This window comes from Spiroplasma endosymbiont of Sarcophaga variegata, from assembly GCF_965178695.1.
Classification (GTDB): Bacteria; Bacillota_I; Bacilli_A; order Mycoplasmatales; family Mycoplasmataceae; genus Spiroplasma; species Spiroplasma poulsonii.
This window is the reverse complement of the sequence record NZ_CBCXVU010000002.1, coordinates 1066837-1089951: the sequence shown is the minus strand read 5'-3', so window position 1 is coordinate 1089951 and position 23115 is coordinate 1066837. Positions and strand designations below refer to the sequence as shown.

The 23115-nt window shown below is 26.8% G+C and carries 28 protein-coding genes; 3 read left to right on the top strand and 25 right to left on the bottom strand.

Features of this window, described 5'->3' with window-relative positions; genetic code table 4:
* Positions 1-14: 14 nt before the first annotated feature.
* From ACOBME_RS07530 to ACOBME_RS07440, 19 genes are all read right to left on the bottom strand, one after another.
* On the bottom strand, positions 15-434 hold the full coding sequence (locus ACOBME_RS07530) for a hypothetical protein (protein ID WP_419334828.1): 420 nt from the start codon (positions 432-434) through the stop codon (positions 15-17).
* A 50-nt stretch (positions 435-484) separates the two neighbouring features.
* Positions 485-739, bottom strand: a complete 255-nt coding sequence (locus ACOBME_RS07525; protein ID WP_419334826.1) for a hypothetical protein — start codon at positions 737-739, stop codon at positions 485-487.
* A 304-nt stretch (positions 740-1043) separates the two neighbouring features.
* Positions 1044-1718 carry a hypothetical protein gene (locus ACOBME_RS07520; protein WP_338965401.1) on the bottom strand — a complete coding sequence of 225 codons (675 nt, stop codon included), beginning with the start codon at positions 1716-1718 and terminating at the stop codon, positions 1044-1046.
* 136 nt (positions 1719-1854) lie between these two features.
* On the bottom strand, positions 1855-2817 hold the full coding sequence (locus ACOBME_RS07515; RefSeq protein ID WP_338963247.1) for an IS1/IS1595 family N-terminal zinc-binding domain-containing protein: 963 nt from the start codon (positions 2815-2817) through the stop codon (positions 1855-1857).
* A gap of 286 nt (positions 2818-3103) precedes the next feature.
* Positions 3104-3580 (bottom strand): hypothetical protein, encoded by a 477-nt coding sequence (locus ACOBME_RS07510; RefSeq protein ID WP_419334824.1) that lies wholly within the window; start codon positions 3578-3580, stop codon positions 3104-3106.
* A complete protein-coding gene (locus ACOBME_RS07505) occupies positions 3580-4068 on the bottom strand; it encodes a hypothetical protein (RefSeq protein WP_419334822.1) in 489 nt (162 codons plus the stop codon). The genes ACOBME_RS07510 and ACOBME_RS07505 overlap by 1 nt, the downstream gene beginning before the upstream one ends.
* Before the next feature lie 181 nt (positions 4069-4249).
* Positions 4250-5212: an IS1/IS1595 family N-terminal zinc-binding domain-containing protein gene (locus ACOBME_RS07500; protein ID WP_338965748.1), complete on the bottom strand. Its 963-nt coding sequence runs from the start codon at positions 5210-5212 to the stop codon at positions 4250-4252.
* 168 nt (positions 5213-5380) lie between these two features.
* A complete protein-coding gene (locus ACOBME_RS07495) occupies positions 5381-5698 on the bottom strand; it encodes a helix-turn-helix domain-containing protein (RefSeq protein ID WP_338965395.1) in 318 nt (105 codons plus the stop codon).
* A 122-nt stretch (positions 5699-5820) separates the two neighbouring features.
* Positions 5821-7185: an asparagine--tRNA ligase gene (asnS, locus tag ACOBME_RS07490; RefSeq protein ID WP_338965394.1), complete on the bottom strand. Its 1365-nt coding sequence runs from the start codon at positions 7183-7185 to the stop codon at positions 5821-5823.
* Between the two features lie 20 nt (positions 7186-7205).
* Positions 7206-7919, bottom strand: a complete 714-nt coding sequence (gene deoD / locus ACOBME_RS07485) for a purine-nucleoside phosphorylase (protein ID WP_338965392.1) — start codon at positions 7917-7919, stop codon at positions 7206-7208.
* A gap of 78 nt (positions 7920-7997) precedes the next feature.
* The gene (locus ACOBME_RS07480; protein ID WP_338965391.1) at positions 7998-8480 is read right to left on the bottom strand and encodes an SIS domain-containing protein; all 483 of its coding nucleotides are present in this window, start codon (positions 8478-8480) and stop codon (positions 7998-8000) included.
* Between the two features lie 5 nt (positions 8481-8485).
* Positions 8486-8827, bottom strand: a complete 342-nt coding sequence (locus ACOBME_RS07475; RefSeq protein WP_338965390.1) for a MurR/RpiR family transcriptional regulator — start codon at positions 8825-8827, stop codon at positions 8486-8488.
* 3 nt (positions 8828-8830) lie between these two features.
* Positions 8831-9646 (bottom strand): MurR/RpiR family transcriptional regulator, encoded by an 816-nt coding sequence (locus ACOBME_RS07470; protein ID WP_338965388.1) that lies wholly within the window; start codon positions 9644-9646, stop codon positions 8831-8833.
* Positions 9647-9651: 5 nt separating this feature from the next.
* Positions 9652-10608 (bottom strand): tRNA (adenosine(37)-N6)-threonylcarbamoyltransferase complex transferase subunit TsaD, encoded by a 957-nt coding sequence (gene tsaD / locus ACOBME_RS07465; RefSeq protein ID WP_419334821.1) that lies wholly within the window; start codon positions 10606-10608, stop codon positions 9652-9654.
* Positions 10609-10741: 133 nt separating this feature from the next.
* Positions 10742-11005: an HPr family phosphocarrier protein gene (locus ACOBME_RS07460; protein WP_338965384.1), complete on the bottom strand. Its 264-nt coding sequence runs from the start codon at positions 11003-11005 to the stop codon at positions 10742-10744.
* Positions 11006-11088: 83 nt separating this feature from the next.
* Positions 11089-11997 (bottom strand): hypothetical protein, encoded by a 909-nt coding sequence (locus ACOBME_RS07455; RefSeq protein ID WP_338965383.1) that lies wholly within the window; start codon positions 11995-11997, stop codon positions 11089-11091.
* Positions 11998-12012: 15 nt separating this feature from the next.
* On the bottom strand, positions 12013-14202 hold the full coding sequence (locus tag ACOBME_RS07450) for an ATP-dependent helicase (protein ID WP_338965382.1): 2190 nt from the start codon (positions 14200-14202) through the stop codon (positions 12013-12015).
* Between the two features lie 38 nt (positions 14203-14240).
* On the bottom strand, positions 14241-15002 hold the full coding sequence (locus tag ACOBME_RS07445) for an RDD family protein (RefSeq protein WP_338965380.1): 762 nt from the start codon (positions 15000-15002) through the stop codon (positions 14241-14243).
* 6 nt (positions 15003-15008) lie between these two features.
* Positions 15009-15980 (bottom strand): glycosyltransferase family 2 protein, encoded by a 972-nt coding sequence (locus tag ACOBME_RS07440; RefSeq protein ID WP_338965378.1) that lies wholly within the window; start codon positions 15978-15980, stop codon positions 15009-15011.
* A 127-nt stretch (positions 15981-16107) separates the two neighbouring features.
* On the opposite strand from ACOBME_RS07440, the gene ACOBME_RS07435 reads away from it, so the two are divergent.
* On the top strand, positions 16108-16590 hold the full coding sequence (locus ACOBME_RS07435; RefSeq protein WP_419334820.1) for a hypothetical protein: 483 nt from the start codon (positions 16108-16110) through the stop codon (positions 16588-16590).
* Between the two features lie 46 nt (positions 16591-16636).
* Here ACOBME_RS07435 and ACOBME_RS07430 read toward each other — a convergent pair whose 3' ends face one another.
* The 5 genes from ACOBME_RS07430 to ACOBME_RS07410 form a co-directional block, all read right to left on the bottom strand.
* A complete protein-coding gene (locus tag ACOBME_RS07430; RefSeq protein WP_242441434.1) occupies positions 16637-16819 on the bottom strand; it encodes a hypothetical protein in 183 nt (60 codons plus the stop codon).
* Between the two features lie 177 nt (positions 16820-16996).
* Positions 16997-17959 carry an IS1/IS1595 family N-terminal zinc-binding domain-containing protein gene (locus ACOBME_RS07425; RefSeq protein WP_338963247.1) on the bottom strand — a complete coding sequence of 321 codons (963 nt, stop codon included), beginning with the start codon at positions 17957-17959 and terminating at the stop codon, positions 16997-16999.
* 115 nt (positions 17960-18074) lie between these two features.
* Positions 18075-18818 (bottom strand): type I methionyl aminopeptidase, encoded by a 744-nt coding sequence (map, locus tag ACOBME_RS07420; protein WP_338965373.1) that lies wholly within the window; start codon positions 18816-18818, stop codon positions 18075-18077.
* Positions 18819-18970: 152 nt separating this feature from the next.
* On the bottom strand, positions 18971-19324 hold the full coding sequence (locus ACOBME_RS07415) for a S1 RNA-binding domain-containing protein (RefSeq protein WP_419334818.1): 354 nt from the start codon (positions 19322-19324) through the stop codon (positions 18971-18973).
* A 113-nt stretch (positions 19325-19437) separates the two neighbouring features.
* Positions 19438-20424: an IS30 family transposase gene (locus ACOBME_RS07410; RefSeq protein ID WP_338965371.1), complete on the bottom strand. Its 987-nt coding sequence runs from the start codon at positions 20422-20424 to the stop codon at positions 19438-19440.
* 78 nt (positions 20425-20502) lie between these two features.
* Between ACOBME_RS07410 and ACOBME_RS07405 the strand changes: the two genes are divergently transcribed.
* Together ACOBME_RS07405 and ACOBME_RS07400 are read left to right on the top strand one after the other, a co-directional pair.
* On the top strand, positions 20503-20682 hold the full coding sequence (locus ACOBME_RS07405) for a lipoprotein (protein WP_419334816.1): 180 nt from the start codon (positions 20503-20505) through the stop codon (positions 20680-20682).
* A 9-nt stretch (positions 20683-20691) separates the two neighbouring features.
* Entirely contained in the window at positions 20692-20913 is a 222-nt protein-coding gene (locus ACOBME_RS07400) for a hypothetical protein (RefSeq protein ID WP_419334815.1), read from the top strand.
* 20 nt (positions 20914-20933) lie between these two features.
* Here ACOBME_RS07400 and ACOBME_RS07395 read toward each other — a convergent pair whose 3' ends face one another.
* Positions 20934-23114 (bottom strand): spiroplasma phage ORF1-like family protein, encoded by a 2181-nt coding sequence (locus ACOBME_RS07395; RefSeq protein ID WP_338965368.1) that lies wholly within the window; start codon positions 23112-23114, stop codon positions 20934-20936.
* Position 23115 lies beyond the last annotated feature (1 nt).

Below are 23115 nucleotides of genomic sequence, written 5' to 3'. Positions count from 1 at the left end.
CGTACTAATAGCTCCTATTTTATTGATAAAGTAACACGAATACTTTTAATAAGATTATTCTGGTACTCATTATTTATATTTAAATAATACGATATTCCCGCCGTTGTAACACCCGGTGATGCCGCAACAACAGTAGCCGCAATGGCTCACGGTACACTAATCCCAAAAAATCAGGCCGCTGCTCAAAAACCAGCGGCTGCAATTGCGACAATAGTAGTTGCTGTTTTAAACCCCAAATTTATATCATTTAGTTTATCTCAATATTCTAATGCAGCTTGTTTATCTTTGCTGATACTATAGGTTGCAACATTAATATCATTATTAAAATTTAACCCTGAATTTGAACTAAAAGCCATAGTTCCTTCATTTTTTTGGATTTCTTTGTCATACAAATTTTTAAAATCTGGAAATTCAGTTCGAAAATCATTTATCATAATATCAAATAAATTCGTAAATAATTGTCCTCCCATTTTTTGATATTTTTTTACACTTTTTTACCAAATTCACTAACTGATTTAAACATCTCTTTTTCACGTGAAGTTTTATTCGAAGAGTTTTTATTTAAATCTTTAAAGTATTTATTAACTTGATCTCAATCAACTTCATCCGTTTCAGATTCAGGACTTTGTAAAACTGATAAATTCTTGTTAATAATTCCTTCATTGTTTGCTATCAAATTACTATTTGCGGTCAGATTTATGATTCCGCTTCCAACAATTGTTATTGTACCCAATAACACTAACAACTTTTACATATATAATTTAATATTCATTCTATTCTATACAACCCAACCACCCTACCAAAACTAATAAACTTTAATAATAAAAAATAAATAAGATAATTTGTTAAAAAATTAAATATATTAGTTCAAAATAAAAATATTTTTTAAAACCCATTTTAGTGATAAAAAATATTTAATAATGTTTGTGGTATGAAAACATCTTTGTTTTGTAATGTTACACTTTCTTCTTTAATTCCGAATACTTTTTCATTAACACGTTTATTTAATGTTTCACCATGATACTTACGATATAATTTGTTATTTAAAAAAAAATATAAATATTGTAAACCAACAAACGTGCCAAAATGCAAATGAAAGAAAAGATTAAAATTAATCATCCTCATTCTTGATAAACATTTAGGAAAAAATATGGATATCATGTATTTGATGGTCTATGGTCTAAATAACATAATGTTCCCCGAATTAAAATAATAATAAAATACAAAACTGGGTAAATTAAAATTAATCATAATGTTAATTTATGATGTTTTTTAAGATTATATTGAAAATTCCCTGATGTTAAAATATAACTAATAATCATACTAACTGGGATCACTAAATGTAACACAATTGTTGATATTCATGAATAAGCATCATATTGGTTAGCATCTTGGGTATTGATAAAAATTCCTAACCAAAAAACTAACATTGTAATTGTAATATATGTCGTAACTGCTAATTTTATTAAATAACTCGGGCTACGATTTGCAAACTTACTTTCAAATAAGTAAACAAAGAAATACATTGCAACAATATAATTTGTTTGCGTTGTAAAAAAAGCATAATAATTTGATACTCGTTCTGCATAACCTAACGCACTAAATTGTGGTAATGGAGCAATAATTGTGAAAACTAAATCAACAATTAAAAAAGATAATACTAATAACAAAACTCCTAAGAGAACATAAAATAAAATTTTATTATTTCATTTAAACATACAAAAACCTCCGATATTAAATTAATTAATTTTTACCTTTAATTTTGTCGAAAACTCTTGATGAAATAAAAAAAATCATCAATATGACAATTTGAAAACTAATTTTGTGTAAGATTATGATTTTGCTTTAAATTTTTTAAACGTTAAAATATAATACCGTTGATTGTTGGTTTGGTGTTAAACCTTTGTGTTGGTATTTTCATTTTCAGAGCTTTAAATAATTTTGAATATTAGTGAAACCCAAACCATGATAATGAATTAAGGCTTCTTTAAGACTGGATTGTAATTTACTAATCTTATTTAACTTTTGATAACTAGTATCAGGGTTTGTACTAGTTTTGGTGGAATATAGAGTAGAATTTGTTTGTTTTGCTACTAATAAATATAGTGGTTGCATATCAGAAATAATTATTGATTTTTCTTTAATTAGTTGCTTATTCATATTTTCAATAATCCATTGTTTTTGTAATCTTTTGGTATTGGTGGATTGAACAAAAATATTATTATTGCTATCAACCGCCATTTGAATACAGCATTTGGTATCAGTTGAAAATGGATCGAGATGAGTTTTTCGTTTATCAAATTTATCTTTAAAATTGCCTTTATGAATTTCTTTAATAAATGTTTCATCCATTTGGATTTGACCATTTAATTTTTTAAATTTTAACTGTGTATTTTCTAATTGTTTTGATTGCATTAATTTTTGTCGATTATATCAAGCGGTTTTTGGGGTTGTTTTAATAAAACGAGAAATTATTTTACTAGATTGTCCTAACAATGAAATTTGAATTAATAAATTTCACTGTTCATAATTTAAATGACTTCAATAAGTAAAATGATGACGAAATGCATCAAAACTAGCACGACATTTTTTACATAAATATTTTTGTTTTCCTTCGGAATTATGACCATTTTTAACACAATGAAAAGATTTGCAATTAGGACATATAATGCCTTTATCTCTAAATTTTTGATCAATTTCATTTAAACGTTTTTGTTTTTTAATTAAGTCTGCTTGTTGTTTTATTTTTTCATAAAATTCTAAAAATTGATCATCTGTTAAGCTATTTATTAATTCTGTAATTATTTTTTTCATCATTTATTTACCTCTATATATTAAAAATATACCTAATTTTAGGTATATTTTATAAATATCAAGAGTTTTCGACAAAATTAAAGATTTTTACTTAATATTTTATAATATTTTTGTTACGATGTTATTTTTTAATTGATATTACTTTTATAGTTCCTTTTTTAATAAAATTCAACTGTATTTCCAAGCTATATTATTTATTAAGATCAATCATAAACCTCTGATGTGACTAATTAAAATTTATCAAAATAATCAGTCATAACAATATCTCTTGGTTTTAAAATACCTCTCATTATTTAATTGTAATTTGCAAATTTTTAATTAATGTTTTAGAACAATCAGGACAAGCTAACGATGGAAAAACATCCCCATTTGAAACAAATTTAATTCCAACAGGATTAAAGAAATTATGACAAACTTCACATTCCTTCAGTCCTTGTTTGACTTGACCCAAACACTTTTCACACATATTGGCATTATTTTCTCGTAAAAAATATTCATGACAATGAATACAATTACCAATGTCATTTTTAAACTGCCCTGTTTCTCATTTTGAATATTCATAACGATCATTTGAACCAACATAAGCATAAACTTTTAAAATTCATTTATTATCTTTTGAAACTTTCTTGCCATTTAAAGTTACTTTTGTTAGTAAATATTTGTTAGCTTCTATTTGATTTGTAAAAATTTTAACAACTTTAGCTTGATCTGGATAAAGTGCATTTTCAGTGTAAAACAATATATACAAATTTTTTGTCTTATTCACTATGTTTCCATCCTTTCTTGTTGTCTTGGAAGCGGATAATTTTGCGCTGCACATTTAAAACAAATAAGATATTCTTTATTATTAACTAATAATTTTCCGAATAATTCACGGTTAAAATCATCACGAACAAGACGATGTTTTTTACACAAGTCACATTGAAAGGTTTCAATTCCTGCTAATTCGCTTTCACATTCTGAACAAAGTTGATTACGATCTAATTTACTTTTTACCCGATTACATTGTTGACAAACCGATAATTCTTTAATAAATTCTTCTGTTGCCCGTTTATTCAATTCATAATTATCCGTTGTATTATCAAAGGTAAAGATTAAACAAAATGAAATTTGATTAACAATATCAGTATTATATTTATTATCTAAATAACAATCTTCCAAAGCTTCCTTTGCATCAACAGCTGTTTTGCAAATGCAACGCAATGTTTGTGTTGTTCCATTTCCATCAAAAATAAAATAATAATCCCAATTCACTGTATTATTCCTCATTCTACGACATTAATAGCTATTCTTTATTATTATATCACTAATTTACAAAAACAAAACAGAAAAACACTTTAATTTTGTCGAAAACTCTTGATGAAATAAAAAAAATCATCAATATGACAATTTGAAAACTAATTTTGTGTAAGATTATGATTTTGCTTTAAATTTTTTAAACGTTAAAATATAATACCGTTGATTGTTGGTTTGGTGTTAAACCTTTGTGTTGGTATTTTCATTTTCAGAGCTTTAAATAATTTTGAATATTAGTGAAACCCAAACCACGATAATGAATTAAGGCTTCTTTAAGACTGGATTGTAATTTACTAATCTTATTTAACTTTTGATAACTAGTATCAGGGTTTGTACTAGTTTTGGTGGAATATAGAGTAGAATTTGTTTGTTTTGCTACTAATAAATATAGTGGTTGCATATCAGAAATAATTATTGATTTTTCTTTAATTAGTTGCTTATTCATATTTTCAATAATCCATTGTTTTTGTAATCTTTTGGTATTGGTGGATTGAACAAAAATATTATTATTGCTATCAACTGCCATTTGAATACAGCATTTGGTATCAGTTGAAAATGGATCGAGATGAGTTTTTCGTTTATCAAATTTATCTTTAAAATTGCCTTTATGAATTTCTTTAATAAATGTTTCATCCATTTGGATTTGACCATTTAATTTTTTAAATTTTAACTGTGTATTTTCTAATTGTTTTGATTGCATTAATTTTTGTCGATTATATCAAGCGGTTTTTGGGGTTGTTTTAATAAAACGAGAAATTATTTTACTAGATTGTCCTAACAATGAAATTTGAATTAATAAATTTCACTGTTCATAATTTAAATGACTTCAATAAGTAAAATGATGACGAAATGCATCAAAACTAGCACGACATTTTTTACATAAATATTTTTGTTTTCCTTCGGAATTATGACCATTTTTAACACAATGAAAAGATTTGCAATTAGGACATATAATGCCTTTATCTCTAAATTTTTGATCAATTTCATTTAAACGTTTTTGTTTTTTAATTAAGTCTGCTTGTTGTTTTATTTTTTCATAAAATTCTAAAAATTGATCATCTGTTAAGCTATTTATTAATTCTGTAATTATTTTTTTCATCATTTATTTACCTCTATATATTAAAAATATACCTAATTTTAGGTATATTTTATAAATATCAAGAGTTTTCGACAAAATTAAAGGAAAAACATAAAAGACCCTTATGGTCTTCTTTTTTCTTCATAGTTGATTCAACTGCACGGTAAGACAATATTATCTAACTATTTTAAATTAATTAGTAAAAATTCGTAAAACCTTTAATGCTAATACTCGTGGGCTTTGATCAAGTTCTTTACGAATTTTGGGATTATCAATAATTAAGGATAAAAATTCATATACTTTACTTTCATTATATGTCGACAGTTTATCAATAAATTTTTTAACATTTAATTTTAATGCAACTAGTAATTTTAAAATTTTATTTCAACTAGTTTTTGAACAATCTTTTTCAATTCGACAAATTGTTGATTGTTGTAAGCCAGATATCTTTGCTAATTCACGCTGGGTCAAACCCTTATGAATCCGTAATTGCTTAATAACTTCGTTCATTTATATATTCCTTTCATATAAAAAATAACTAAGTTAAATAATATATTTCTTTATCTATGCAATGCAAAAATTATAGCAGAAAAAAAATTTTATTGTTAAATAAAATTTTTGTATGCATCAGATTAAAATAATAAATTACGAGGAGTACGCGGGAAAGGAATCACATCACGAATATTCAACGCTCCGGTCACATACATTACCAAACGTTCAAATCCAAGTCCAAACCCAGCACTTTTATAATAACCATATTTTCGTAAATCTAAGTACCATTGTAAATCTGTTGTTGGAATTTTTAATTCGTGACAACGAGCAATAATCTTATCATAACTATTTTCCCGAACACTTCCTCCTACTAATTCTCCAATTCCTGGCACCAGTAAATCACAAGCAGCGACTGTTTTATTATCATTAACTTTCATATAAAAAGCTTTAATCTCTTTTGGATAGTTAAATAAAAACGTTGGTTTCTTAGTTTCTTGTTCACATAAATATCTTTCATGTTCAGTTTGTAAATCCATTCCCCAAAAAATATCAGCATTATCAAATTTATGACCATTCTTTACTGCTGTTTGTAAAATTGTAATTGCTTCGGTATATGAAAGTCGCACAAATTGATTATTAACAACATTTTGTAATCTTGTTAGTAACTGATCATCACCATTATCATTTAAGAACGCAAGTTCACGATGATTATTATTGAATAAATAATTAATAATATATTTCACCATTGTTTCAATTAAGTCCATATTCTCGGTTAAATCAATAAACGCAACTTCTGGTTCAATCATTCAAAATTCGGCAGCATGTTTTGTTGTGTTAGAATTTTCTGCCCGAAAGGTTGGGCCAAAAGTATAAACTTGACGAAAGGCTTGCGCAAACCCTTCAGCATGAAGTTGGCCAGAAACGGTTAAACTAGCTTTTTTGCCAAAGAAATCTTCGGCATAATGATCATCGGTTCTTGTTGTAACAACAAATGATTCACCAGCTCCTTCAGCATCATTCCCTGTAATAATTGGAGTATGAACATAAATAAAATTATTTTTGTTAAAGAATTCGTGAATTGCAAAAGCACTGCTGCTACGAATTCGAAAAATTGCATTAAAAGTATTAGTTTTTGCTCGTAAATGTGCAATTTCACGTAAATATTCATAAGTGTGTTCTTTTTTTTGTAACGGGTAATCTTCACTTGCTTGGTCAAGAATTTCAATGTTACTTGCTTGAATTTCAAATTGTTGCTTTGCAGTTGGCGTTAAACAAAACTTTCCGGTAACTTTTACTACCGATGAAACACGTACGCCACTAAGTTCTAAAAAATTAGTTAATTGTTCCGCCTTATAAACAATTTGAACATTGTCAAAAATAGTTCCATCATTAACAACTAGAAACCCTAATTTTCCACTACTACGATTTGAACGCACTCATCCTAAAATCGTAATTTCACTTTGATCTTGAATCTGATCTTGATATAATTGTAAAACTGTCGTCATTATTTATCTCCTTTTTGTTTTTATAATTTAATTGCACTTTGTAATGCTAATTCAACCATCTGGTGAAAATTATTTTGGCGTTCAGTAGCAGAGGAGGTAACTTCACCTGAAATAAACGAATCTGAAATCGTTAATAATGTTGCTGCTTTTTTATTTAATGCTAACGCATTAGCAAACAAAGCAAATGATTCCATTTCAACACAAACCGCATTATATTCAGCTTTAATCTTCTTTCAATCATCTGCATTTTTACGATAAAAAACATCAGAAGAATGGACAATGCCAGGATAGGTCTTAATCTTAGCTGCTTGAGCAACTTCTTCAATTGTTTCAAAAATATCTTGTGAAGCTTGAAGAACTTTATCATTAACTCCAGCAACAATTTCAGCAAAATTATTTTCGCCATAAGCTCCCGTTACATTAACAATATCATAAACTTTTAATGCTGCATCATAACTTCCAGCTGAACCAACCCGAATAATATTATCAACATAATAAAATTTAAATAATTCATACGAATAAATCCCAATACTTGGACAACCCATTCCGTTTCCAGCAATTGTAATTGGTTTATTCTGATAAGTCCCTGTATACATATACATATTTCTAATTTCATTTACTAATTTTACATTTTCTAAAAAAGTTTCCGTAATAAATTTAGCTCGTAATGGATCACCGGGCATCAAAACTGTCTTAGCAATATCTTCTTTTTTGGCATTAATATGTGGTGTCATTGTAATCTCCTCTTAATATTCTATGTTTAATTTATATTGTACTATAGAAAACAAAAAGAAACATTAGTTCCTTGCAATTTAACGATACTTTTTTAAAATTTTATTACTTTTAACCTTATTTTCTAAATATTGGCGATCTTTATCCATTGATAATAACACCTGAATTAAATTATCGTTTCAATATATTAATGGTAATAGCACTGAAATAAAAATTTCACTTTTTTCATATAATGATGATGAAACAACAATATGGTTAACATCAGCATATTTTGATAAATCAGAATTATATTTTGAAGTAACGGCAACAACATTTGCACCATTGTTTTTTGCTTCTTTTGCAGCCGCAACAACAGATTGTGTTTTTCCCTCTAAACTCATACAAATTAGTAAATCATCTGGTTGCATTAAACTTGCCCGCATAATAGTATTATTTTCATCTTCAACTAAAATACTACAAGCAAAACCAAAACTAAATAAACGATTAGCTAACTCTTTTACTGATAAACCGGTATTACCAACACCAACTAAATAAATTGCTTTTGCTTTTTTTAGTAGTGTCACTGTTTCTAACAATTTATCACTATGAAAAATTTGATTGTTACGTTGTAAAATATCTTGATAATATAAAAAATATTCTCTGTTGCATCTAAATTTAAATTATTAGTTTCTAATCGTTCTTGTTCAGCAACAATTGCAATAATAAAATCACGATAACCTTTAAAACCTAATTTATCAATTAAAGAATAAATTGGCGAATAACCAATGCCCGTTGCTTTTGATAATTCTTCAATCTTGATATTACGAATATTGCGAACATTATCGCGAATATAATTAGCAATTTTAACTTCTTTTTTAGTACAACTTCCTTGAATCATTGATAACTTAGAAAGGATTGAAATATTTTCCATTTGTTAATAATCCCAACGATTATCTTGTTGTGCCATGACAAACTCTTTATCAACGATATCTGATGATCAAATCTTATTAATTAAATGATCAGTAAAATACATTCAAGGTAATAGTTTATTGACATAAATTTTATGGTCATTAGCGCGTTGATTAGGGGTAGAAATAATATGTGATCAATTTGATAATTGAACCGCTTTTGACATATCTTTTCCAGAAATAGCAATAATTGTAACTCCTTTTTCTTTCGCAATTGTTAAAGCTTTGTTGACTGATTCATTATCACCAAATAATGAATAAGCTAAAATTAAATCATTTTTATTCATAAAACGAGAACGAACCATTAGATCCTCTTCATTTTCATTTAAATTAAAGGCATTAAAACCAAAGTGATATAATTCTAATGCTAAAGTTTGTGATAAAGCATTAGTTGAACCCATTCCAATCACAAAAATTCGATATGCTACCTTAATAGCATTAATCGTTTGATTCATTACATCATTATTAATCATCGTATCATTTTGATTAAGAATATCAAAGTATGTTTTTTTCATTAAACTTTCCATGTTTTCAAAATCTAATGATTTAATTTCAACATCAGCAGCAATTGCAATTAGAAAATCACGATAACCTTTAATTTGCACTTTTCGTAACAAACCATAAATTGCACTATAACCAGTATTAACTCGTTGTGCTAAAATTTCAATATTCATTGTTGTTACTTCTTTCATATTTTCTTTAATATATTTAATTATTTCATTTTCCTTTTTGGTAAAATTCTTTGAATCAAATGTCTCTAATTTTGATAAAAACGATGCCATTGTATCTAATCTCCTTTTATTCTATTTTCCATTAATTCTTGTTCCGCCAAGCGGGCAATCATTGCAGCATTATCAGTACAATATTCTAATTTTGGAATGATTACTTTTAAATTTGATGTTGCTAGATCTAATATTGCTGTCCGCAATGCACTATTGGCAGAAACGCCGCCAACTAACGTAACCATCTTTGGTTGAAAATTTTTAATTGCCAACTTTGTTTTTCGCATAATAATATCAACACAAGTTTTCTGAAAGGTGGCACAAAAATTAGGGGGGTTAAGATTTTCCTTACCGTGTTCTTTTGCAATTAAATTAGCTGCCGCTGATTTTAAACCACTAAAAGAAAAATTATAACTTTGGTCATTCAAAGGCAATGGTAAATGATAAGCGGTTGGTGTCCCAGTTCCTGCTATTTTATCAATGATTGGCCCGCCAGGATATCCTAGTTCTAGCATGCGTGCAACTTTATCATAACATTCACCAACTGCATCATCTAATGTTGAACCTAAAATTTCAAAATCTAAATGTTTTTTCATTAATATTAGTTGGGTATGGCCACCACTAACAAGGACCGCTAACAAGGGAAATAAAAAATTATTATCAATTGCACTAGCGTAAATATGACCATATAAATGATTTAATGGCAGAATTGGAATTGCTAAATAGCTGGCTAAAGTTTCAGCAATTATTTTACCAATATGTAACGCACCAATTAAACCTGGTTTTGCTGTGTAAGCAATGTATTGTAAATCTGTGATTTTTATTTTTGCTGTTTGTAAAGCTTCTAATAAAACATATGGAAAATTTTTTAAATGCAAGCGGGACGCAAGCTCTGGAACAACACCACCACATTTTGTGTGTTCATTAATTTGGGACGAAATAACATTTGCTAAAATTTTTCCATTTTTATAAATCGCAACACTAGTTTCATCACAACTTGTTTCAATTGCAAGAATTACCATTACATACACCTCTAAAATATTATATAATAATTTTTAATAAAATGATAAGAAACCGATTACTATCAAAAATAATAAAAAATACTACAAAATTGTAGTATTTATTTTTGTTTTGTATATTCAATAAAAATCCAATCTAAATAACCTTGTTGTCTTTCATTACTTTTTCGATTCCTGCAATTGCAGATTTTTCGTCAGCACCTGATGCAACAATTTCCACTTCTGCACCTTGGTGAATTCCTAACGCAATAATAGTCATAATTGATTTCAGATTACCAGTTTTTCCTCCTGAGAAAATAGTAATATCTGACTGGTACTTTCCTGCTTCTCCTACAATTAATGCAGCTGGGCGAGCATGCATCCCAACAGGATCAGCGATAACAGCTTTAAATGATGCCATTAAATTTCCTCCTTTAAAATATACTCACTTATTATATCAAAAAAATAAAAATAACTATATTATCATTCAACAATTTTACCTTTTTAACCAATAATTTCAACGGGAATTTCTTGTTGTTCATCAGAAATTGTTCTTGAATTTAGAAATATCATTATCTGTTCAATAATTCAATTAAAATTAATTTTAATTGCTTGATTTGATATCAAATAATTAGTCACTAAATTGGGTTCAAAAATAACATTAATAATTTTGCAATCTAATTTTTTAATACTTTTAACAAGAAAATAACTTTCTTCATCAACACAAATTACTGTTTCAATATGTTTGTCAATTATCTTATTTGTCAATAATGTTACATCAGTTTCATAATCATCAACAGTTAAAACAAGATAATTTGTCAATAAGTTTAAATCATTACTAGCCTTAAAATATCCTCGATATAATGTTTTTCACTCTGTTCCTAATGATAAATACAAGATTGCTTTTGTTTGCAAAGCAATTTTTGTTACTAATTGATACATTATTTTTTCAAAGTTAAAATATAATGCTTGGAACTTGTTATTTTGTTGTCCAAACAGAAGAACATTGATATTATTTTCATATTTTTTTAATAGTTTTGAAACTGTTTCATAATAACTAGTAAAAATAATTATTTTCATATTTCATTGTTGTTGTAAGGCTTGTAGCTTTAAGTCAAAGAGGTTTTCATCTTCATTAACCAACACGATATTAATCATAATATTTTCATTGGCTAATTTATTTGCTAAAAATTGAATAATTTGGCAAGTCCATTTTGATGTTTTATCAAAAATTAATAATGTAACATTTGTTTGCACCTGATTCTTTTTAAATAAAAAATCATTTTGTTGTAAAATTGCGTTAATCCGCTCTCGCATATCATCACTAATTGAACCGCCACTAAAATAGCGCGAAATTGTGCCAACACCACAACCAGCAATTTTTGCTAATTCTTTATAATTTTTAATTTTCATCTAGTTCAACCTCCCTTATTCTACTTTCTTAATTGCCTGACTATCTGCTGAAATGATTTTAACTTTGTACGGGTCTGGAAAAACAATTTGTACATTTTGAGCAATAATTTTTACAACCACCCCAATGCCAAACAAATCATGACTAACAGTATCATTTAATTTTCATAAGTTAGGTTTAAAAGATGGTTCAACATTTTTGTTCAAATGAAAAACTGTTGTTTCACCACTTAACTTCATCCCATTACGGTTTGAAAAAGGTTTTGGTTTACTAAATATTAATTCACTATTAACCTTTTGATGAAAATCACTATCTAATTCTTTAATAAAACGCGAAGGAAAACGTTCGTTTCCAGTAATATATGAATAACCTTCTGGATGACTTAAAAATAACATTTCTTGTGCTCTTGTAATCGCAACATATAATGTTCGTCGTTCCTCTTCAATCTGATCATAGCCCATTTTAATTGCCTGACTTGATGGAAAAATTCCTTCATTTAAACCAACAATAAAAACAATCTTTTTTTCTAATCCTTTCGCATTATGAATTGTCATTAAAGAAACAGTATTATCAGTTAAATTATCACTATCACTATCGGTTTGTAATGAAACTAATTGTAAGTATTCACTTAATAATTCAACTCCAGTTAGATTATCATTTTGCTGGTCAAATTTTTTTATTGAGTTAATTAATTCTAAAATATTTTCTTCACGTTCTTCTTCAAAATTATCACGCAAACGTTGTTGATATCCTGTTTTATTTAACAATAATATTACCAGATTTTCAATTGTTGCTGTTTTTGGTAATTCTGTTAAAGCAGCTAACATTGCTGTGCGTAAAGCAGCTAGATTATGTTGTAAACTTGTTGGTAATAAATCAAAATGATGTTCTAACAATGCCGTAAAAGTTAATTCTCGTTCTTTTAAAACTGTGAGAATTTGTTCAAATGCTTTTGGACCAATTTTTGGCGTTAATAATAATACTCGTTCCACTGCTAACTGGTCATTATTCATAATTATTTTTAAAAAGGCAAGCGCATCTTTAATTTCCTTTCGTTCATAAAATTTGAACGCTCCAAAAATACGATAAGAAATTCCATAGTCTGCTAAAGCAACTTCTAAATCACGCGATAAGTAATTTGCCCGATATAAAATTAAAACATCTTTATAATCATAACTTTCTTGTTTAATCAATTCCTTAACTTTTCGTGCCACAAAGTCACTTTCATCAGCACTATTTACAGCATGATATAAAATTGGTAACTGTCCTAATGTTTGGTTTGTAAATAAATCCTTTTCAATTCGGTCTTTATTATTTGCAATTAAATTATTAGCTAGTGACAAAATACTTTGACTTGATCGATAATTTTCATTCAGAATAATTGTTTCTGTTCCCGGAAAATATTGCTCAAGATTTAAAATTAACCTAACTTTTGCTCCCCGTCATGAATAAATTGTTTGATCAGGATCCCCAACAACCATAATATTATGTGCGTCACCAACTAATCATTTAATAATATCAAATTGAATTTCATTTGTATCTTGAAATTCATCAACTAAAAAATAATCAAAACGATTTTGTCATTTTTCTAAAACTTCTGGATGGTGTTTAAATAACTTATATGTTAGCAAGATTAAATCGTTAAAATCAAGACTATTTAATTCTTTTAACCGTGTCTCATAATGTCCATACACTTCCGCTCAACGTTTTTCATCCCCAATTGCATTATCCTTTGCACTGGCCGGACTAATAAAATCATTCTTTTGATTACTAATATAATTCTTTACCATCCGGCTTTCTTGGGCATCATACTTAGCATTAAATGTTTTATAAATATTACGTAAAATACTATCTTGATCAGCCATATCAATAATATTAAAATTACGCTCATAATTTAGCGCAACAATATCTTCGCGTAAGATGCGTACACACAAAGCATGATAAGTTGAAATCATACAACGTTTGCCATTAACACCAATTAAGTCAACAATCCGTTCTTTCATTTCATTCGCTGCTTTATTCGTAAAAGTCACCGCACAAATTCGTCATGGTTGTAAATCAGCGTATTTAATTAAATAAGCAATCTTATTAATAATTACTCGTGTTTTTCCACTACCAGCGCCAGCAATAATTCGAACAGAACCATTAATTGCTAAGACAGCCTCTCGTTGATTTGGATTTAAATGTTCAATAAATTCATTCCTCATGTGCTTCTGCCTTTCTTTTCAAACAATTACATTTTACCTTATAATTCATCAATTTCTTTTAAAATTTCATCAGAAATATTCCCCGGTTGATCTTTTTGTAAATGAACATGTTGATGCTCTCTTGTTATTGGTTTTTTTGACGCCTTTTTTTGTTTTTTAACAATTGGTTTTGTTTTAACATTAAATAAATTAAAATGACGATCAAATAAAATTTGATGATTTGGATTTAAAACAACCGCAAAAATTAACCCTAAATATCATAAAAAATAAGTTGTTGTTACAATTCGAATCACAATAATTGCCACGGGATTTTTGTTAGTTGTTCGAAATAAATCACCTAAATTAACATGAAAAATTAAATTTAAACTTAAATTTGTTAATAATACAATAAACCACGGCAAAAATATAATAAATAATTCTCGCGTAAAAATAACTCCTAATTTTAACTTTTGTTCTGTGTTAACTAATTTAATTTGAAACAAAAACTTACCAATCGTTTTACCATCTCAAAAATACGGTAAAAGGACAAAATAACAAAAGAACAACAAAAATGTTATGCCAATCACAACAATTGGTGGTCAAACAGTACGCTGACCATATCAGTAATTCATTGTCAAAGTTAAAATTAATGGAATTAAACTAGCTAAAATAATATCAAGAAAACGCACGAAAATAATGCGTGCTGGTCGCGCTAATTGGTGCAAGTTATAATCTTCGCCTTTCGTTGTTGTTGCTATTGTCATATCCTCCGTATCGTTGTTTTGCATCGAATGCTTAGTTTTATCATTTAATTCTGTCATAAAATCTTATTTAGCATTTTCTAGTTTTCAATTTTTAATAAATCCTTTAATATCACTAACAATTACTTTAAACTTTGGTTCTTGAATATCTTTAATGTATTTATTTTTAAGAAAACTTTTATATCGTCGTTCTAATTTATTTTCGGTGCTATGAATCGCTTTAATTGATAAGGCTTTATTGTTTTGCAACCGTACCAGACGTAAAAATGTCACAAGACAAAAACGAATAAAGGCATATTCTAATTCTTCTTGATACTCACGATATAAATTTAAATCACGATATAAATTAAAAATATAAATTCATTGTTTTAGTAAATCAAAAACGCTATAATTGACAAGCCCTAATTCATAATCAGCTAAAATATCTTCAATTGCTAAAAAACCGTTGGCATATGCTAAGATATTATAAATGAAGAAGGCATCAGTCCGGCGATAATTAAGTAACATAATATTTTTTTGCAATACTAATTTACGCCGAAAAATTTTAGTAAAAACCAAAGAATGGGTGTAAGCTAACACTTCCTTATCTGTTTTTGGAGATAATAAAACATTAGCTTTATTACGAATCTCACTATTTCCTTTTGAATGCGGATAATGTAACCGAAATTCAACAATATCAATTTTTTTATGCTCAACTTGGTGTTTTGTAACATTTTCTTTTAGCACAGCAACAGCTGTTTTATGAATAACTTCACCTTCATCAACAATCATAAAATAATCCCCACGCGCAACACAAATAGCACTATTAAGACCATAAGAAAAACCTTGACTTCGTAAATTTGTAACGACTTGCATTTTTTTACCAACATTATAAAAATGCTCACTCATAACCTCTAATGTTTGTGATTTAGGTTGAAAACCAGTATCATCAACTAAAACAATTTCATAATCACCATTGGTTTGCTCTTTAATTGACATTAATGTTTTCATTAGTTTGACGGGGTTATTCTGTGTTACAATAAGAAATGATAAAAACATACTAGTATCCCCCCTATTTATACTTGTAATAATTATAACATTTTAATTTATTTTTTAGTATAATTATTATATTACACTAGAAAAGAAAATCATTGAACTTAAATGCTTTGAAAATAGAGGTTTTAAAATGCCAAATGAAACATTACAAAAAATTTTACAACAAAGAGAAATTAAAACAACCGATGATATTATCTTTAGTACCATCTTTGATGTTTTAAGTGCCCTTTTTACCGATGAAAATCATCTTTCAACATTGAAAAGTGGTTATACTATTAATGATCACCAACAAGTGTGACTAGTAAATATCCCACCACCCCATCGCCTTGCTGGGGGAATTGAAAAGGGTTATGCCAATTACATTGCTCCTGATGGAACATATCTTTATCAATTTGATAGCACCAAACCGCTTAGTAAACGAAAAAAACTTGGTGAACAACAAAGCCAACAGCAAACTGAATTTGTCACTTTTGCAAAATTAAATGAAAAAGAAAAAGGCATTGGTTATCACTTTGTTGGTGTTTTTCGGTTTAATTGTTATACCGATGAAGATTGTCAAACAATGATTTATAAAAAAATTGCTAATTCTTATCACTTACCACCTATAAAATAATTTCCAACACAAAAAACAAAAACCATACTTAATTCTAAGTATGGTTTTAAAAATTATAATTATTATTACGATTTTGTTTTGCTTCTAATCGTTGTTGTTTTGCTTCTTCGCGCGCCATTCGTTTTACACGGCCATAATCAAACGGGTCATATTTTCCTGTTCCCGCTTTAATATGCTTACCAAAAATATTAATCTTTCAAGTTCAATTTCTTTCTTTGAATCTCATCATTATCTCCCCCTATAATAAATTATCAAGCCCTATTTGTTTATAATACACGATATTAGAATATTTTTCAATTTCAAATTCTTTAATTTTGTCGAAAACTCTTGATGAAATAAAAAAAATCATCAATATGACAATTTGAAAACTAATTTTGTGTAAGATTATGATTTTGCTTTAAATTTTTTAAACGTTAAAATATAATACCGTTGATTGTTGGTTTGGTGTTAAACCTTTGTGTTGGTATTTTCATTTTCAGAGCTTTAAATAATTTTGAATATTAGTGAAACCCAAACCATGATAATGAATTAAGGCTTCTTTAAGACTGGATTGTAATTTACTAATCTTATTTAACTTTTGATAACTAGTATCAGGGTTTGTACTAGTTTTGGTGGAATATAGAGTAGAATTTGTTTGTTTTGCTACTAATAAATATAGTGGTTGCATATCAGAAATAATTATTGATTTTTCTTTAATTAGTTGCTTATTCATATTTTCAATAATCCATTGTTTTTGTAATCTTTTGGTATTGGTGGATTGAACAAAAATATTATTATTGCTATCAACTGCCATTTGAATACAGCATTTGGTATCAGTTGAAAATGGATCGAGATGAGTTTTTCGTTTATCAAATTTATCTTTAAAATTGCCTTTATGAATTTCTTTAATAAATGTTTCATCCATTTGGATTTGACCATTTAATTTTTTAAATTTTAACTGTGTATTTTCTAATTGTTTTGATTGCATTAATTTTTGTCGATTATATCAAGCGGTTTTTGGGGTTGTTTTAATAAAACGAGAAATTATTTTACTAGATTGTCCTAACAATGAAATTTGAATTAATAAATTTCACTGTTCATAATTTAAATGACTTCAATAAGTAAAATGATGACGAAATGCATCAAAACTAGCACGACATTTTTTACATAAATATTTTTGTTTTCCTTCGGAATTATGACCATTTTTAACACAATGAAAAGATTTGCAATTAGGACATATAATGCCTTTATCTCTAAATTTTTGATCAATTTCATTTAAACGTTTTTGTTTTTTAATTAAGTCTGCTTGTTGTTTTATTTTTTCATAAAATTCTAAAAATTGATCATCTGTTAAGCTATTTATTAATTCTGTAATTATTTTTTTCATCATTTATTTACCTCTATATATTAAAAATATACCTAATTTTAGGTATATTTTATAAATATCAAGAGTTTTCGACAAAATTAAAGTTCAAATTTAAAAATTATAAAAATAATAAAAAACGTTATGTTAAAACCTCATAACCAGTTTCAGTAATTAATATCGTATGCTCAAAGTGGGCACTCGCTAATCCTAATGCCGAAACAGGTGTTCACCCATCATCTAACATTTTAATCGCTTTAGTTCCAATTTGGACCATTGGTTCAATACAAATTGTCATCCCTGCTTGCAACCGCAGCCCCGTTCCCGCACTTCCAACATTCGGAATTATTGGGTCTTCATGTAAACTGCGCCCAATTCCGTGACCAGTAAATTCAGTTGGTAAGTAAAAGCCTTCCCCTTCAACATATGTTTGGATTACAGCACCAATATCACCAATCCGAACGCCTGGTTTTAAAATTGCCATTGCTTTTGTTAACGCTGTTTCTGTAACAGTTAGTAACTTAACATGCTCTGGATTTTGATCAGCATCAACAATAACAGTAAAAGCACCATCACTATTATAGCCCTTATAAGCACATCCTGCATCAATTGAAACAAGATCACCCACTTGGAATGGAACATCATTAGGAATCCCATGCACTAAGACAGTATTTAAAGAAACACAAATTGATGCAGGAAAACCATATAATCCTTTAAAATTGGGTTGACAATCATTTGCGGCAATAATTTCTTCTGCGCGATGATTAAGCATTATTCCTGTTACGCCCGGTTTAATCATTGCTCGTAATTCTTGATGAATTTGTTTTAAAACAACACCAGCTTTCTGCATATATTCAATTTCTTGCCCAGTTTTAATTGTAATCATGTTTTGACTCCATTTATTTTTTTATTGTATTGTATACTGTAAAACTAAATCATAAAAAGTTATAATTATATTAACATATTAATCATGAAATACAATAAAAAAGTAAAAAGTAGTAATAAAACTATTTTTTACTTTTTTATATTTTTATTAATTTATTTATTTTCGTTTGTTTTACTAATATTTTCAATATTGTCTGTTTTATTTTGTCTTTTATTTAAGTTTTGGAATGCTGTTTTTATTTCCTGAATTTCTTTATCATCATTTTTTAATAATTCAGGGTGACAATTTTTATAAATTAATTTAAGATGTTTTTTAACTATATTAAAATCAAGCACCTCAACTTCAATTTCATCACCAATATCAAAAAAATATTTAATATCTTTAACAAAATAATCTGAAACTTCACTAATATGGATTAAACCATCAGCCTTTTCTGCTCGACAAAAAGCACCATAGGGAATAATATTTGTTATTTTTACAATAATTTTGTTATTTTTATCATACATATATTTTTTCTCCTTTACTAAAATCTAATTATATTATTAAAATGCTGAAAAAAATTTGTTAAACACAAAAATAATTAATAGATTTTATTATTTTTATTATATACATTAACTAATTAATGAACAAATATTTTTTTAAAATATTGTTTTGATGTAAAATCCCCTAAACAAGGTCTTATTGTAGTATTTAATATATCTAAAACAGATTTTAATCTACTGCGAATATTAATTATAGGCTCATTTCGTAAAAACCAACGCCTTATATCTCTATTTATCCTTTCAACTAATGCTTTTTGTTTTGGTTTTCCAGGGTCACAAAAATAAACTCTTATTTTTAAATATTTTTCTATTAGTTTTCATTTATAAAATTCTTTTCCTCTATCTGTTAAAATACAACTAAATTTATTAATACCAATTTGTCTAATCATTTTCATTAAAACCATTAACACAATACTTGCTTTTTTAGTAAATAAAATATCATAAAAAACTATTTTAGATTTCCGATTTACTAAAACTAACAAATGAAAATTACCACAATCAAGGGTATCCATTTCTCAAATTCCACTAAAACTTAAATCATCTCCATAATCATTTAAAAATTGCTTATAATCTCTAATATTAAGCAATACACCACGATTATCATTTTTTTCACCATTTTTAGTTTTTCGCTTTTTATTTTTAAAATACAAATTATTTTTTGATAAATTAAAATAACCTAATCTAATATATTTATACATTGTTTTAAAACATACACTAAATTTTACATTATATTGTAATTCATACGACATAATAATATTTTGTGGCGAACGACCAAAATTATTATATTCATTAGAAAAATGACTTAATTCTTGTGAATTTAACATTGAATATTTACGACATTGTTTTTTGTTTTTATCATGTATTTTTTGTGCTTTTGCAGCATTATAATCACCAATATTATCAAACATATTTAATTCTTGCCAAATAGTTCTATAATCTCTATTCATTTGCTTAGCAATTTTTCGAATATTAATTGTTCCATTTTTCTTTTTAAATAATTCATTGTTTTTTAATTTTTCCAAATTTACTCTTTCATTAATATCTAATCTTTCATATTTTTTCACACTTTACCTCCTAAAATATTAAAATATGTTATAATTTACTTAAAATAATTATAGCATTTTAAGTAAGGAGTTAAATATATGAAAAAATGACTTAGCATTTTAGGAGCAATCGGATTAACAGCAACAAGTACAACAACATTAATTAGTTGTGAAAAACCAAATAACAATGAAAACGGAGGGGGTAATAAACCGAAACCTACACCTGAACCACAACAACCACAAGAACCACCAATTGGAAGTAATTGAAAATGATATTAAGGAGATGAATTGAACCATGGACCAACTAATAAATGATATATATTAATATCTAAATCAACTAATTCAACTGATGCAGTATATGCAATAGATTTAATTCATTTTACAACAAGTACAAGTATTAAAACAACATATCCACTTTTAAAGTCAATATACAGATGAGAAGAACTAAATAAACCAGCTCTACCAATAATTGATAATAAAACAGGTAAAATTACTGATTGAAAAGAATAAAAGGACCTATAAGTCCTTTTTTATATTAATCGAACAAATTTCATAAAAATAATTAATAGGAATATATTTGTTATTGTGTTATATAATGCTGGACTAAATTTTCATACTTCGAATGTTTGATTAAAAAAACTATATATTGTTTGAAATATTTTACCAACTCCGCTTGCTAATTCATTCACTTGCTTAACACCAGGAATATTATTTACAATTCAAATTGCCGCATTTCTAATATGACACGCTAAATTATATCAACTACAACTTTCATATTGTGCTTGTCATCATTGCCCATCAGGAAATAATCCACCATTATTTATTTCTTGTCAGTTATAAATACCAAAATTAAAATCATAATAACGATACATATCATTTTCTTTTTGTGCTTGTAATTCAAAAACATTATAACCAATTTTTTGTTCTTCAATCTTTTTATATTTTAAACCATATTTATCTTTTAAAGCACCTTCAAAAATATAACCTTCATTTTGATTAATATTATAATCATTTGCAACAGAAAAATCATAATTAAATACATTACCATAGTTAATGTTATAAAATCGTTTTTTAAATGCTGAATACAATTTAATATCTAGTTGCTTATATTTATCAGAAAAATAAAAATAACGAGGATAAATCTTAAAACCATTATTTGCTAATAAACCATATTTTTTATTATAACCTTGCACATAAGTATTGTTTTCTAAGTCAAAAATTGTTCGTAAATAATCTTTATAAAAGTTTTGCGAAACTGTAAACATACTATTTAACAATTTTTCAAATTGATTTTTATTCGTATTATTTTCATCAATTAAAACATCTCTAAAATTAACTAATTTCAAACCAAAAAAATTAATTAAAACAGTATTATATTCTAAATTATCAATATAACCACTTTCAATAAAATTACTACGATTTTGGAATACTGGAACTAAAGCATGAGCAAAAAATGCTTTTAAAAACTTATTAATATCAATTTGGCCTTTCATCTGTTCAAAAATATCTTTACCAGTATTAGGAGTATTATCTTGATTATAATTATATGTTTCAACACTAAAATTAAAGATACTATCTTTTTCTTTCATAAAAGTAAACAAAAAACCTAAATCATCAGTATATCGATAACTATTTGCATTATTACCATCCCAATATTGTTTAAGATGTGTTAATTCTAAACTACCAGCAACAATATTTTTATGTTCATCAATCGTTAAAATCATTCGATAAATTGATTTTCTAGTTAAAATAATACTGGGTTTTCAGTCCAATTTTTCCATATTATTAATAATTTCAAAATCAAAGATTATTCTTTGACTGCCTAAATTTGAATCATCATAATCAGGATTACCACCTTGCTGTATTCTAATATTTTCTTGAACAATTACATCAATATACTTTAATAAAAAAGAACGAACCTTTTGATAATCATTATCAGTATAAAAAAGAAGATTACCTTGATTATCTATTTCAGGAACTTGTTTATCAGTTGGAATACTTGTATTTTCTCATCTGTATATTGACTTTAAAAATGGATATGTTGTTTTAATACTTGTACTTGTTGTAAAATGAATTAAATCTATTGCATATACTGCATCAGTTGAATTAGTTGATTTAGATATTAATATATATCATTTATTAGTTGGTCCATGGTTCAATTCATCTCCTGAATATCATTTTCAATTCTGAAATTTTAAATTAACTTGTTGCAAATTGTCAATACTTTTTTCTAATTTATTAATTATTTCAACAGTATTAAAATACTTAGCAAAAGAATAAGAAAAATTTGTTAATTCTTTTAGAAATTGTTTTTTATCAACATCATAAAATTTATCAATGTTATATTGTTTAACATAACTATCTCAATTTTTGTATAAATCCATAAATTCATTACTGGGTTTATCAAATGAAATCCCCGTTGAATAACTATCCTTTAAAAAATCTAAATATCATTTATCATTATAAGTTAATGATTGCGATGTTTTTAAAGTTGGATTAATAAAATAATTGGTTTCAGACCAATTTTCAAAAAAACTACTGCGTAAAAACATTGTATTAATAAAATCAGTTTCATTCATTCCTGTTGTTTGTTGATTAACAGTATAATTTTGTTGATTTAACGGTTTAAATGCTGTTAAAGTAATAAAAGGAATAATTAAACCTAAAAGTCCTAAAAGTCCTATTGAAAATAAAGAAAATAATTTTTTCATA